At 68.6% G+C, this 13,218-nt stretch carries 12 protein-coding genes; 6 read left to right on the forward strand and 6 right to left on the reverse strand.

Translation table 11 applies throughout. The annotated features are described in order from the left end of the window. Nucleotides 1–51: 51 nt before the first annotated feature. On the reverse strand, nt 52–549 hold the full coding sequence (locus EZ216_RS10745) for a pyridoxamine 5'-phosphate oxidase family protein (RefSeq protein WP_135249727.1): 498 nt from the start codon (nt 547–549) through the stop codon (nt 52–54). Between the two features lie 159 nt (nt 550–708). Between EZ216_RS10745 and sbmA the strand changes: the two genes are divergently transcribed. Continuing rightward, nucleotides 709–1,716 (forward strand): peptide antibiotic transporter SbmA, encoded by a 1,008-nt coding sequence (gene sbmA / locus EZ216_RS10750; RefSeq protein WP_135249728.1) that lies wholly within the window; start codon nt 709–711, stop codon nt 1,714–1,716. Nucleotides 1,717–1,722: 6 nt separating this feature from the next. On the opposite strand, the gene EZ216_RS10755 is transcribed toward sbmA, so the two are convergent. Continuing rightward, on the reverse strand, nt 1,723–2,547 hold the full coding sequence (locus tag EZ216_RS10755) for a helix-turn-helix domain-containing protein (protein ID WP_239024335.1): 825 nt from the start codon (nt 2,545–2,547) through the stop codon (nt 1,723–1,725). Nucleotides 2,548–2,654: 107 nt separating this feature from the next. Here EZ216_RS10755 and EZ216_RS10760 point away from each other — a divergent pair, with 107 nt between their 5' ends. From EZ216_RS10760 to EZ216_RS10780, 5 genes are all read left to right on the forward strand, one after another. Then, the gene (locus tag EZ216_RS10760) at nt 2,655–3,062 is read left to right on the forward strand and encodes a hypothetical protein (protein WP_135249730.1); all 408 of its coding nucleotides are present in this window, start codon (nt 2,655–2,657) and stop codon (nt 3,060–3,062) included. A 376-nt stretch (nt 3,063–3,438) separates the two neighbouring features. Beyond that, nucleotides 3,439–4,521 (forward strand): 3-phosphoserine/phosphohydroxythreonine transaminase, encoded by a 1,083-nt coding sequence (gene serC / locus EZ216_RS10765; RefSeq protein ID WP_135249731.1) that lies wholly within the window; start codon nt 3,439–3,441, stop codon nt 4,519–4,521. Further along, nucleotides 4,514–5,695 (forward strand): phosphoglycerate dehydrogenase, encoded by a 1,182-nt coding sequence (locus EZ216_RS10770; RefSeq protein WP_135249732.1) that lies wholly within the window; start codon nt 4,514–4,516, stop codon nt 5,693–5,695. Before serC ends, EZ216_RS10770 begins: the two co-directional genes overlap by 8 nt. Before the next feature lie 223 nt (nt 5,696–5,918). Continuing rightward, complete coding sequence (locus EZ216_RS10775) at nt 5,919–8,786, forward strand: aconitate hydratase (protein WP_135249733.1); 2,868 nt, start codon at nt 5,919–5,921, stop codon at nt 8,784–8,786. A 63-nt stretch (nt 8,787–8,849) separates the two neighbouring features. Further along, complete coding sequence (locus EZ216_RS10780; RefSeq protein ID WP_135249734.1) at nt 8,850–10,022, forward strand: FAD-dependent oxidoreductase; 1,173 nt, start codon at nt 8,850–8,852, stop codon at nt 10,020–10,022. On the opposite strand, the gene kynA is transcribed toward EZ216_RS10780, so the two are convergent. The 4 genes from kynA to EZ216_RS10800 all read right to left on the reverse strand — a co-directional run bounded on the left by kynA (nt 10,019) and on the right by EZ216_RS10800 (nt 13,158). Next, a complete protein-coding gene (kynA, locus tag EZ216_RS10785) occupies nt 10,019–10,867 on the reverse strand; it encodes a tryptophan 2,3-dioxygenase (protein ID WP_205959654.1) in 849 nt (282 codons plus the stop codon). The two genes, EZ216_RS10780 and kynA, sit on opposite strands and share 4 nt — an antisense overlap. Continuing rightward, the gene (kynU, locus tag EZ216_RS10790; RefSeq protein ID WP_135249736.1) at nt 10,864–12,123 is read right to left on the reverse strand and encodes a kynureninase; all 1,260 of its coding nucleotides are present in this window, start codon (nt 12,121–12,123) and stop codon (nt 10,864–10,866) included. The genes kynA and kynU overlap by 4 nt, the downstream gene beginning before the upstream one ends. Continuing rightward, nucleotides 12,120–12,746, reverse strand: a complete 627-nt coding sequence (gene kynB / locus EZ216_RS10795; RefSeq protein ID WP_135249737.1) for an arylformamidase — start codon at nt 12,744–12,746, stop codon at nt 12,120–12,122. Before kynB ends, kynU begins: the two co-directional genes overlap by 4 nt. A gap of 88 nt (nt 12,747–12,834) precedes the next feature. Continuing rightward, nucleotides 12,835–13,158: a YkgJ family cysteine cluster protein gene (locus EZ216_RS10800; RefSeq protein ID WP_135249738.1), complete on the reverse strand. Its 324-nt coding sequence runs from the start codon at nt 13,156–13,158 to the stop codon at nt 12,835–12,837. Nucleotides 13,159–13,218: the final 60 nt, after the last annotated feature.

The following is a 13,218-nucleotide window of genomic DNA, read 5'->3' on the forward strand; positions in this document are numbered from 1 at the left end:
CGGGTCAAGCCCGGCATGACAAGGTTGGAGCCCGGTCCCCGGGTGTGATCCTCAGACGGACACTTCCTTGTGCTCCCCCATCTTCGGCCGCTCGCCGGACACCGCCGCGGCCGCCATCTTGAACAGCTGCGTCGGCTTGCTCTCCTTCACGCTCCAGTACTCGGCGTGCACCACGTGCACCTCGATCAGCTCCAGGTCCGGGTCGTCCACGCCGCCGGGGAACCAGGCCTTGGTCATGGGGTTGAACAGGCGCTCCTTGGCGGAGCGGTCGTTACTGACCACCGCGCGGCCGGTGATGGAGACGTACACGTCCTTGTGCGTGTCCGAGTAGGAGACGTTCACGTTGCCGTCGGCCTGCAGGCGCTGGCCCAGCTCCGTGGCTTTGGAGACGAAGAAGTACAGGATGCCCTGCTCACCCAGCGCCTGGTTCTGCGTGGTGAGCGGGTGGGCGTGCAGGCCGCCGTCGGCATGGCGGTGGGTCAGCATGCCGAAACGGATGTCCTTGATCATGTCCCACAGCTTCTCGTGGGGCGTCTTGTCCTTGCTCATGAAGGTTCCTCGCTGTGTCGGTTGGCGATGACCCATCTTGGTGGGGGCTGGCCGGCGGCACCGTAGTCGCGGTGCGCCGGGGGCTGTGCGCCTGCGCTGACAGCCCGGGGCGGGCGCCGCGCGGTTAGCATGCGCCGGAACGAGAAAGGCCCTCCCGCAATGTTCAAGTCCTTCTTCCTGTCGCGCCGCTGGTTCGCGTGGTCCATCCTGGGCACCGCCGTGATCCTGTTCGCCACCTGGTACCGGGTGCAGCTGGACGTGCGGATCAACGAGTGGTTCGGCTCCTTCTACGACGTGGTGCAGAAGGCGCTGGCCAAGCCCGGCAGCATTTCGCTGGACGAATACTGGAAGCAGCTGGGCACCTTCCTGCATATCGCGATGATCTACGTGCTGGTGGCGGTGGTGCTGGACTTCTTCGTCAAGCACTACATCTTCCGCTGGCGCCAGGCCATGAACGACTACTACATGTCGCACTGGGACCGGCTGCGCCACATCGAAGGCGCGGCGCAGCGCGTGCAGGAAGACACCATGCGCTTCGCCTCCATCATGGAGGGCCTGGGCATCGAGTTCATGCGCAGCCTGATGGTGCTGGCCGCCTTCCTTCCGATCCTGGCGGGCCTGTCGGCCAAGGTCACCGAACTGCCTTACTTCGGGGCGGTGTCGTATTCGCTGGTGTGGGTGGCCATCGCGTTCGCGCTGGGCGGGACGCTGCTGCTCGCGGTCGTCGGCGTGAAGCTGCCGGGCCTGCAGTTCCAGAACCAGCGGGTGGAGGCGGCCTACCGCAAGGAGCTCGTCTACGGCGAGGACGACCCCGCGCGTGCGCAACCGCCGCAAGTGCAGACGCTGTTCGGGGCGGTGCGCCGCAACTACTTCACCCTGTTCTTCCACTACCTGTACTTCGACGTGGCGAAGTGGTCGTACCTGCAGGTGGGCGTGCTGGTGCCGTACGCCGCGCTCGGTCCGACGCTGGTGGGCGGCGTGGTGACGCTGGGCGTGATGCAGCAGATCGTGCGCGCGTTCGGCCGCGTGGAAAGCGCTTTCCAGTTCCTGGTGCTCAGCTGGAGCACCATCGTCGAACTGATGTCGGTCTACAAGCGGCTTCGCGCTTTCGAGCACCAGATCGAAGCCGGCCCGCCACCGGAAGGCGTGCAGCCGGCCTCGGCCTGACGCGCGTCAAGCGGCGGCCATGGCCTGCAGGGCCTGCGCCGTCGCCGCGTCCAGCGGGAAGAACGTCTCCAGCGTCAGTTCCTGCACCGTGACGTCCACCGCGGTGCCGAACACGGTGGTCGTACTGATGAAGTTCAGCAGCGCGCCAGCGGGCGTGCGGAACTGCAGCGGCAGCGCCACGCCGACGTGCTCGCCGTCCAGCACCGTGTCGTGCGCGCCATCCGGCACCGGGTAGCCGCGCAGTTCCTCCAGCAGCGTCGCCAGCACCGCGTCACCGGTCGCGTGGATCTGCTGGCGCAGGCGTTCGAACAGGTGCTCGCGCCACTGCCCCAGGTTGGCGATGCGCGAGGCGATGCCCTTCGGGTGCAGGCTCAGGCGCAGCACGTTCACCTGTCCCTGCACCAGCTCCGCGTCGGCGCCCGCCATCAGGTGCGGGATCATGCGGTTGGCCGCCACCAGGTTCCAGTGGCGATCCACCGCCAGCGCGGGATTCGGCTCGTGCGCTTTCAGGATCAGGTCCACCGCCGCGCGCGCGGGCGCCAGCTGCGGATCGTCCAGCGGCCGCTCGCGGTACATGGGCGCGAAGCCGGCAGCCACCAGCATCGCATTGCGCTCGCGCAGCGGTACGTCCAGCCGCTCGGCCAGGCGCAGCACCATCTCGCGGCTGGGTGACGACTTGCCGGTCTCGACGAAGCTGAGGTGCCGGGTGGAGATGTCCGCCTCGCCCGCCAGGTCCTGCTGCGACAGGCGGCGGCGCGTGCGCCAGTGGCGCAGGTGCTCGCCGAACGGCGTCGGCGCGGCGCGAAGGGGGAGGGCGGCGGTCGAACTCATGCGCGGATGGTAGACGCGGCCCCGCCGCGATCCCATGACCTGCGACGTCATGGACCCCACGCGCGCCGGCCGGGACCATGGGCGCCTCGACAACCAAGGAGCACACCATGTCCCTCTTCGCTTCTCCCCGTTTCCTGCGCGGCGTCCTGTGGGCCGACGCCGTCTCCTGCGTGGCCAGCGGCGCGCTGCAGCTGGCCGCCCTCGATGCGCTGCCGCGGCTGCTGGGGTTGCCGCAGGCGCTGCTGGTTGATACGGGCATCTTCCTGGTCGCGTACGGACTGGTCGTCGCGTGGCTGGCGTCGCGGCGCGAGGTCATTCGCCCGCTGGTGGCGTTGTTTGCCATCGGCAACGTGGGCTGGGCGATCGGCTGCGGGTTCGCGGTCTACGCGCTGCAGCCTACGACGCTGGGCATCGCGTGGATCTCGATGCAGGCTGCGACGGTGCTGGTGCTGGCCGACTTGCAGTGGATGGGGCTGCGTGCGGCGCGTCGCACTGCGGGTGTTGTTACGGCCTGAGTTTGGAGCAGTCGTGCCGCCCCCTGTCCCTACCGCGCGCGGGAGGAACGGCCGCCCTAACGTGCGGAGGTGCGTGGCCGCTCGGGCGGCCTTTGACATCGCGCCGAATCCCCATGGAGAAATTCGCACGACGTTCCCAGGCCGCCCGAGCGGCCCCGCACCTCCGCCGCCGAAGACTGCCTTCCAGCATCGCACGCTGCAGGGACAGGGTAGGGAGGGTCTTCTGCCGTAAGTCAAGGGGGAGCTGCGCCGTACCAGGCGCGCGGAGGACATGGAGGCAGAAGACCCTCCCTGCCCTGTCCCGGCCCCGACGACCTCAAGGGCAGGGCTCATTCTTGTATGCTGTCCCACCCCCATCCCGACAGCAGAACGAGCAATGCCCCGCGTCTTCAATTTCAGCCCCGGTCCCGCCACCCTGCCCGAAGCCGTCCTGCGGCAGGCCGCCGACGAGATGATGGATTGGCACGGCAGCGGCATGTCGGTGATGGAGATGAGCCACCGCGGCAAGGAGTTCATCGCCATCCACGCCGAAGCGGAAGCCACGCTGCGCGAGCTGATGGGCATCCCGTCCGGCTACAAGGTGCTGTTCATGCAGGGCGGCGCCATCGGCGAGAACGCCATCGTCCCGATGAACCTGATCGGCACCAACGGCAAGGCCGATTACGTGGTCACGGGCGACTGGTCGAAGAAGTCCGCGAAGGAAGCGAAGACGTACGGAACCGTGAACATCGCCGCGAACGGCGAGCCTTCGAAATTCACCGCCATCCCCAAGCAATCGGAATGGAAGCTGGATCCCGCCGCTTCGTACGTGCACATCTGCTCCAACGAAACCATCGGCGGCGTGGAATTCCACTGGACGCCCGACACCGGCAGCGTGCCCCTGGTGGCCGACATGTCGTCCAACATCCTGTCGCGCCCCATCGACGTCGGCAAGTACGGCCTGATCTACGCCGGCGCGCAGAAGAACATGGGCCCTTCGGGCGTCACCGTGGTGATCGTGCGCGACGACTTGCTCGGCCACGCGCTGCCGGTCACGCCTTCGGCGTTCAACTACCAGACGCAGGCCGAAGCCGACTCCATGTACAACACGCCGCCGACGTACTCGATCTACATCGCCGGTCTCGTCTACAAGCATGTGAAGGCCAACGGCGGCCTCGCGGCGATGGAGGAGCACAACCAGGCCAAGGCCAGGGTGCTGTACGACTACCTGGACGCCAGCAGCTTCTACAGCAACCCGGTCGCGAAGGAAGACCGCTCGCTGATGAACGTGCCGTTCAAGCTGAAGGACGATTCGCTCGACGAGGCCTTCCTGAAGGGCGCGCAGGCGAAGGGGATGATCCAGCTGAAAGGCCACCGCTCGGTCGGTGGGATGCGAGCTTCCATCTACAACGCGATGTCGATGGAGGGGGTCAAAGCCCTCGTGGCCTACATGCAGGAATTCGAGAAACAACATGCCTAGCAAGCAATTCCAGGTCCTGATCCTCAACCAGATCTCGGACCTGGGATTGCAGCGGCTGCCTGCCGGCCGCTACGAAGTGGGCAAGTCGGTCGCATCGCCCGACGCCATCCTGGTGCGGTCCGCGGACATGCACTCGATGCAGGTCCCCGCCAGCGTGCAGGCCATAGCCCGCGCGGGCGCGGGCACCAACAACATCCCCGTCAAGGCCATGAGCGCGCGCGGCGTGCCGGTGTTCAACGCGCCCGGCGCCAACGCCAACGCGGTGAAGGAGCTGGTGCTGGCCGGCATGCTGATGGCCGCGCGCAACCTGCCCGCCGCGCAGCGGTTCGTCGACGGGCTGGACCCGGCGGCGCACGACCTGGACGAACACGTCGAGAGCGGCAAGAAGCAGTTCGCCGGCTTCGAGCTGGCGGGCCAGACGCTGGGCGTCATCGGCCTGGGCAAGGTGGGCTGCCTGGTGGCGCACGCGGCCATCCAGCTGGGCATGAACGTGCTGGGCTTCGACCCCGAGATCACCATCGACGCCGCGTGGAGCCTGCCCTCGCAGGTGAAGCGCGCGGGCAGCGTGTCCGAGGTGCTGAAGCGTTCGCAGCTGGTCACGCTGCACGTGCCGCTGCTCGATGCCACGCGCCACCTGGTGAACGCCGACAACCTGCCGACGATGAAGCCGGGCGCGGTGCTGCTGAACTTTTCGCGCGAAGGCGTGGTGGACGATGCGGCGGTGCTGCGCGCGCTGGAAGCGGGTCCGCTGGCGCGCTACGTCTGCGATTTCCCGCACGGCCACATCCTTCGTCACCCCAAGGTGATCGCGCTGCCGCACCTGGGCGCTTCGACGCGCGAGGCGGAAGACAACTGCGCCGTGATGGTGGCCGAGCAGCTGCGCGATTTCCTGGAGCACGGGCACATCGCCAACGCGGTGAACTTCCCCAGCGTGGCGATGGCGCGCGAGTCGGCTTTCCGCGTGGCGATCGCCAACGCCAACGTGCCGAACATGGTGGGCCAGATCTCCACCACCATGGCGCAGGCCGGCCTCAACATCCACAACATGGTCAACAAGTCTCGCGGCGAGATGGCCTACACGCTCGTGGATGTGGACAGCGCTGTCGGGGAATCCGTGCTTGCCGCCCTTCGCGACATCGAAGGCGTGCTGGCGGTTCGGTACCTGCCGGTTTGAATTGAGCCGTCGTGGCCGGGCCAGGGGGTGGCAGAAAACCCTCCCCACCCTGACCCGGTGACGACGATCGCGGCGCAGGCAAGGGCAGACAAGAACATCCCTGTCCAGTCACAGGCAACACACATTGCCGTCGCATGCCCGTCACGATCGGCGGCACAATGTTTGCCCGGTGCAGCACGGCTGCACACGCGTCCAGAAGAACTCATCCTGAGAGGACTGTCCCATGCCCCACGCCTTCGCCAACACGCTGAAGAGTTTCAGGTTCGGCCGCAAGACCGGCAGCTTCTACTCGCTGCCGGTGCTGGCCGAACAGTTCCCCAACGTCCGCCGCATGCCGGTGTCCATGCGCGTCGTACTCGAGTCGGTGCTGCGCAACTGCGACGGCCTGAAGGTGACGGCCGAGCACGTCCGCGAAGTGGCCAACTGGCAGGCCAACGCGCCCCGCACGGAAGAGATCCCGTTCGTGGTCGCGCGCGTGGTGCTGCAGGACTTCACCGGCGTGCCGCTGCTGGCCGACCTGGCCGCGATGCGAAGCGCCGCCGCTCGGCTGGGCCGCGAGCCGGGCCGCATCGAGCCGCTGGTGCCGGTGGACCTGGTGGTGGACCACTCGGTGATGGTGGACCACTACGGCACCAAGGACGCGCTCGACCTCAACATGAAGCTCGAATTCCAGCGCAACCGCGAGCGCTACGAGTTCATGAAATGGGGCATGCAGGCGTTCCACACGTTCGGCGTGGTGCCGCCCGGCTTCGGCATCGTGCACCAGGTGAACCTGGAGTACCTGGCGCGGGGCGTGCACAGCACGCCCCAGGGCGTGTACTACCCCGACTCGCTGGTGGGCACGGACAGCCACACGACCATGATCAACGGCGTGGGCGTGGTGGGTTGGGGCGTGGGCGGCATCGAAGCCGAAGCCGCCATGCTGGGCCAGCCGGTGTACATGCTCACGCCCGACGTGGTGGGGTTCGAGCTCACCGGCCGCCTGCGCGAAGGTTGTACCGCCACCGACCTGGTGCTCACCGTCACCGAGCTGCTGCGAAAGCACAAGGTGGTGGGCAAGTTCGTCGAGTTCTTCGGCGAAGGCACGCGCACGCTGTCGGTGCCCGACCGCGCCACCATCGGCAACATGGCGCCCGAGTACGGCGCCACCATGGGCTTCTTCCCGGTGGACGACAAGACCATCGACTACATGCGCGGCACGGGCCGCAGCAAGGAGGAGCTCGATGCGCTCGAGGCGTATTTCCGCGCCCAGGGCCTGTTCGGCATCCCGGCGGCCGGCGACATCGACTACTCGCAGGTCGTGAAGCTGGACCTGGGCGAGGTGACGCCCAGCCTGTCCGGCCCCAAGCGGCCGCAGGACCGCATCGACATCGGCAAGGTCGCCAGCACCTTCACCGAGCTGTTCAGCAAGTCCGCGGCGGAGAACGGCTTCAACAAGCCCAGCGAAACGCTGCTGTCGCGACACCTGCTGCATGCGGGCGGTGAAACGCCTGACCCCAAGGTGCCGGCCAACCCGCCGGTGAAGCCCGCGGCGATGGTGTCCGAAACCGAGATGGAGGCGAACAAGCCGACGCTGGCCGCCGCGCAGTCGGAAGCGCCGTCCGCTCCGGCCGCGCCGCAGCACGTGACCATCGGCAACGGCGACGTGCTGATCGCCGCCATCACCAGCTGCACCAACACGTCCAACCCGGGCGTGATGCTCGCGGCGGGCCTGCTCGCCAAGAAGGCGGTGGAAGCGGGCCTGAAGGTGCAGGCGCACATCAAGACGTCGCTGGCGCCCGGCTCGCGCATGGTGACCGAGTACCTGAAGAAGGCCGGCCTGCTGCCTTACCTGGAGCAGCTGGGCTTCACCGTCGCCGGCTACGGCTGCACCACCTGCATCGGCAACTCGGGCGACCTGGCGCCCGAGATCAACGAGGCCATCACCAAGAGCGACCTGGTGTGCGCGGCGGTGCTCTCGGGCAACCGCAACTTCGAGGCGCGCATCCATCCGAACCTGAAAGCCAACTTCCTGGCCAGCCCGCCGCTGGTGGTGGCTTACGCCATCGCCGGCACGGTGCTGAAGGACCTGATGACGCAGCCCGTGGGCAAGGGCAAGGACGGCCAGGACGTGTGGCTGGGCGACATCTGGCCCTCCAGCGACGAGGTGCACCGCCTGATGAAGTTCGCCATGAACGGTGAGCGCTACGAGGCCAACTACGCGAAGGTGCGCGAGGAACCGGGCGAGCTGTGGAAGGGCATTCGCGGGGTGTCGGGCGAGACGTACGCCTGGCCGCACAGCACCTACATCGCCGAGCCGCCGCTGTTCCCGAACTTCGATCCCAAGCCGCCGGCCAACGATCCGCAGCAGGACGTGTCGGTGCGCGGCGCGCGCATCATGGCGCTGTTCGGCGACTCGATCACCACCGACCACATCTCGCCGGCCGGCTCCATCAAGGAAAGCTCGCCCGCGGGGCAGTGGCTGCTGGCCAACGGCGTGATGAAGCCCGACTTCAACAGCTACGGCGCGCGGCGCGGCAACCACGACGTGATGATGCGCGGCACCTTCGCCAACGTGCGAATCAAGAACCTGATGATCCCGGCGCTGGCCGACGGCTCGCGCGTCGAAGGCGGCCTGACGATCTACCGCGGCGCCAAGGGCAACGCGGAGCAGATGTTCATCTTCGACGCGGCGATGAAGTACATGGCCGAGAACCGGCCCACGGTCATCTTCGCGGGCGAGGAATACGGTACGGGCTCTTCGCGCGACTGGGCGGCCAAGGGCACGCAGCTGCTGGGCATCAAGGCCGTGGTGGCGCGCAGCTTCGAGCGCATCCACCGCAGCAACCTGGTGGGCATGGGCGTGCTGCCGCTGCAGTTCCAGGACACCGACACCTGGCAGTCGCTGCGGCTGGACGGCTCGGAGTTCATCGACGTCGTCCCCGATCCGGAACTGCGCCCGCAAAGCGACGCGAAGGTCATCGTGCACCGCGCCGACGGCAGCACGCAGGAGATCACCGTCACGCTGCGCATCGACACCGCGATCGAGGTGCAGTACTACCGCCACGGCGGCATCCTGCCGTTCGTGCTCAGGCAACTGCTGGCTGCCTGAACTCTCGGCGCAGCCGTCCTGACGAAACGCCGCGGTGCCGCGCACGCGGCACAATCCGGCGCGATGGCACAAGACCTCCTCGTCGCCGGCGGCGGCATCGCGGGCCTGGCGGCCGCGATCGGCGCACGGCGCGCAGGCTGGGAAGCGCGCCTGTTCGAACAGGCGACGGCGTTTTCGGAAGCCGGCGCGGGCCTGCAACTGGGCCCGAACGCCACGCGCGTGCTGCGCGAATGGGGCGTGCTGCAGCGCCCGGAACTGCGGCCGTTCCAGCCCGCGCGGCTGTCCGTGCGCGATGCGGTCGATGGCCGTGAGATCGGCACGCTGCGGCTCGGAGAGACCGCCGCCTCACGCTACGGCGCGCCTTACTTCACCGTGCACCGTGCCGACCTGCAAGCCGCGCTGCTGGCGCAAGCGGCGGAGGACGGCGTCTTCCTGCACGAGGGCACGCGCGTCGAGTCGCTCGAGGTGCGCGGCGACATGGCGCGCGCGCGGCTGCAAGAAGGCGGCTGGGTCGAAGCCGACGCGGCGGCCGTCGCCGACGGCGTGTGGAGCCGCCTGCGCGCGCAGCTGCTCGATGGGTCGCCCGCGCCGGCGACCGGCCACGTCGCCTATCGGGCGTTGCTGCAGAGCGATGCATTGCCCGTGACCATGCAAGGCGACCACGTCGAAGCCTGGCTGGGCCCGCGCATGCACCTGGTGCGCTACCCGGTGCGGGGTGGCGAGGCGATGAACATCGTCGGCTTCATCGAAGGGCGTGCGGGTGAAGACTGGGACCAGGCTGCATCTGTCGCGGCGTTGCGCGAAGCGGCGAAAGGCCTGTGCGCGCCGCTGCGCACCATCGTCGAAGCGGTGCCGGAGTGGCGGCTGTGGCCGGTGCACGATCGCGCGCCGGTGGCGGGCGACCACGAGATGGCCGAAGGCCGCGCGGCGCTGCTGGGCGATGCGGCGCATCCCATGCGCCCATACCTGGCGCAAGGCGCGGGCATGGCGCTGGAAGATGCGGCCGCACTTGAGAGGGTGCTGCGCACCTGCGATGGACGCGTCATCGACGTGCCCACGGCCCTGCGCCGCTACGCGCTCGACCGCTGGCAGCGCTGCGCGCGGGTGCAGGCCAGGTCGCTTCGCAACGGCCGCATCTTCCACGCGGACGGCGCGCTGCGCGTGGCGCGCAACCTGGCGATGAAGACGGTGGGGGAGCCGCTGCTCGACCTGCCGTGGTTGTACGGCGGCCCTTAAAGGTCGGTGCGCAGGCGCCAGATCTCGGGGAAGAGAACGACGTCCAGCATCTTGCGCAGGTAAGAGACGCCGCCCGTGCCGCCGGTGCCGCGCTTGAACCCAATCACGCGTTCGACCGTGGTGACGTGGCGGAAGCGCCAGAGCCGGAAAGCATCTTCCAGGTCGGTGAGCTCCTCGCCCAGCTGGTACAGGTCCCAGTAGTGCTCGGGGTCGCGGTAGACCCGCAGCCAGGCCTGTTCAACCTCGGTGCTCTCGCGGTAAGGCTGGGTCCAGTCGCGGTCCGTGTGCGAGTCCGGCACCGCCAGGCCGCGGCGGGCCAGCAGGCGCAGCGACTCGTCGTACAGCGAAGGCGCTTCGTAGGCGGCCGTCACCTGTGCGAGAAGGTCGGGCCGATGCACGTGCGGCTTGAGCATCGCCGCGTTCTTGTTGCCCAGCGCGAACTCGATGCAACGATACTGCGCGCTCTGGAAGCCGCTGGACTTCGCGAGGTAGGGGCGGATGGCGCTGTACTCCGGCGGCGTCATCGTCGCCAGCACGTCCCAGGCGTGCACCAGCTGTTCCATGATGCGCGAGACGCGCGCCAGCATCTTGAACGCGCTGCCCAGCTGATCCCGCGCCACGCAATCGATGGCCGCGTGCAGCTCGTGCAGCATCAGCTTCATCCACAGCTCGCTGGTCTGGTGCTGGATGATGAACAGCATCTCGTTGTGGTCGGGCGACAGCGGCTTCTGCGCGCCGAGGATGCGGTCCAGCTGCAGGTAGTCGCCATAGCTCATCTCGCGGCTGAAATCCAGCCGCGCGCCTTCCTCGCGCACGATGTCTTCGGGGCGGATCGTCTCGTTCATGTCACGGCGTGCTGGCGGTTGAACTCGGGCCGGCGCCATTCGCCGTCCTGCAGCACTTCGCGCAGATGCTCGGCCGCGTTCCACACGTCCTCGAAGCGCAGGTACAGCGGCGTGAAGCCGAAGCGCAGGATGTCCGGCGCGCGGAAGTCGCCGATCACGCCGCGCGCGATCAGCGCCTGCACGATGGCATACGCACCTTCCGTGCGCGACAGGCAGACTTGCGAGCCGCGGCGCGCGTGATCGCGCGGCGTCACCAGCGACAGGCCATGGCCCGCGCAACGCTCTTCGGCCAGCGCGATGAACAGGTCGGTGAGCGCCAGCGACTTGCGCCGAAGCGCCGCCATGCCGCCGGCTGCGCGCGACGTGTCGATGGCGTCCAGGCCGCAGTCCAGCGCGGTGAGGCTCAGCACCGGCTGCGTGCCGCACAGGTAGCGCACGATGCCCGGCGCGGGCCGGTACTCCGGCGTGAACTCGAAAGGCGCGGCATGGCCCCACCAGCCTGCCAGCGGCTGGCGGAAGCGGTCGGCGTGGCGCGAGTTCACCCACGCGAAGGCCGGCGCGCCCGGGCCGCCGTTCAGGTACTTGTAGCCGCAGCCCACGGCGAAGTCGGCCTGCGCGCCGCGCAGGTCCACGGGCACGGCGCCCACGCTGTGCGCGAGGTCCCACACCGCGAGAGCGCCGTGCCGATGCGCCAGCGCCGTGAGCGCGGCCATGTCGTGCATGGCACCGGTGCGGTAGTTCACGTGCGTGAGCATCAGCACGGCCGCTTCGCCTTTCGCGAGCTCGCCTTCGATCTGCTCCGGCTCCAGCAGCTTCAGCGTGAAGCCGCGGTCTTCGCACAGCGCCTGCGCGATGTACAGGTCGGTGGGGAAGTTGCTGCGCTCGCTGAGCACCACGCGCTTGCCCGGCGCGTCTTCCGCCTGGATGGACAGCGCGGCGCTGAGCACCTTGTACAGGTTGATCGACGTGGTGTCGGTGGCCACCACCTCGCCTTCACCGGCGCCGATCCACGCGGCGATGCGGTCGCCCACGCGGCGCGGCAGCTCGAACCAGCCGGCGCTGTTCCACGAGCGGATCAGGCCTTCGCCCCACTCCGATTCGATGGCCTTGGCCACGCGCGCGGCCGTGGCTCTGGGCAGCGGGCCCAGCGAATTGCCGTCGAGGTAGGTCACGCCTTCGGGCAGCGTGAAAAGATCGCGCAGTTGGCGCAGCGGGTCGTCCGCGTCCATCGCGCGGCAATCGTTCAGGGTCGTCATAAGGTCCGCAGCACGGCGCGCACGGGCGACGCGTCGGCTGTCATCAGCTTCAGGGGCAGGGCGATCAACTCGTAGTCGCCTTCGGGGACTTCGTCCAGCACCAGGTTTTCCAGCACGCGCAGGCCGCGCCTGCGAATCACCTGGTGGCTGTCCAGCGTCTTGCTGTCGGCCGGGTCGATGCTGGCGGTGTCGATGCCGACCAGCTTCACGCCCAGCGAGGCCAGGCGCTCGATGGTGTCGGGCGCGAAGGCCGCGAGTTCACCGTCCCAGCGGTCCACCGGCGCGCGCTGGTAGGTGCGCACGAGCACGCGCGGCGGCAAGTCGTTCGCCGCATGCTCCACGTGTTCCCACCGCACCAGCGGATGCACGCCGATGGCGTGGATGACGCGGCACGCGCCGAGGTAGGGATCGAGGTCCAGCGCGCCGGCGGGCGGGCCTTCGGGGTCGTAGTGCAGCGGCGCATCCGCGTGCGCGCCCACGTGCGGCGAGAGCGTCAGGCTGCTGACGTTGACCGGGCAGCCGGGCGCGATGGCCGCTGCCCATTGCTGCGAGTAAGGCGTGTCGCCGGGGAACACCGGCGAGCCTTCGCGCACGGGCGGCGAGATGTCCCAGAGCTGTCGCATGCGGCGGAGTGTGTGCCGCGTGGAAATCGCGTGGTGTCGGTTAATGCCAACACGACGGCAAAAAAACCGGAGCCGCTCGTCGTGCGTTTCAGGCCGGCGGCTGCAGAGGCGGCAGCCCGTGACGCGCACGCGCGCGATCGCAGCCCTGGCTGCCGGGTTCCAGTTCGCGGCAGGGGTTGGGCCGCCACTCGTAGATGCCGCAGCCGGCGCGCTCGCCGATCTTCCCGGTGAGCGCCGCGCAGCGCACCGGCATGTGGTCGGTGCCGCGCATGCGCCACGTGTTGCCGGTCACTTCGACGGCCAGGCCCACGGGCACGGTGCCGCCGTTCTCGTCGAGTTCATCCGCCGCGAAGTCGACGCGGAACGCGGCGCAGCAGGCGCCACATGCAAGGCAAGGATGGAGATCGGACATGCTGTCAACGGCGCGCGGCGCCGGGGCGTTGCGGCGGTACTGTATGTGGATACAGTGAGT

It is taken from the genome of Ramlibacter humi, from assembly GCF_004681975.1.
Classification (GTDB): domain Bacteria; phylum Pseudomonadota; class Gammaproteobacteria; order Burkholderiales; family Burkholderiaceae_C; genus Ramlibacter; species Ramlibacter humi.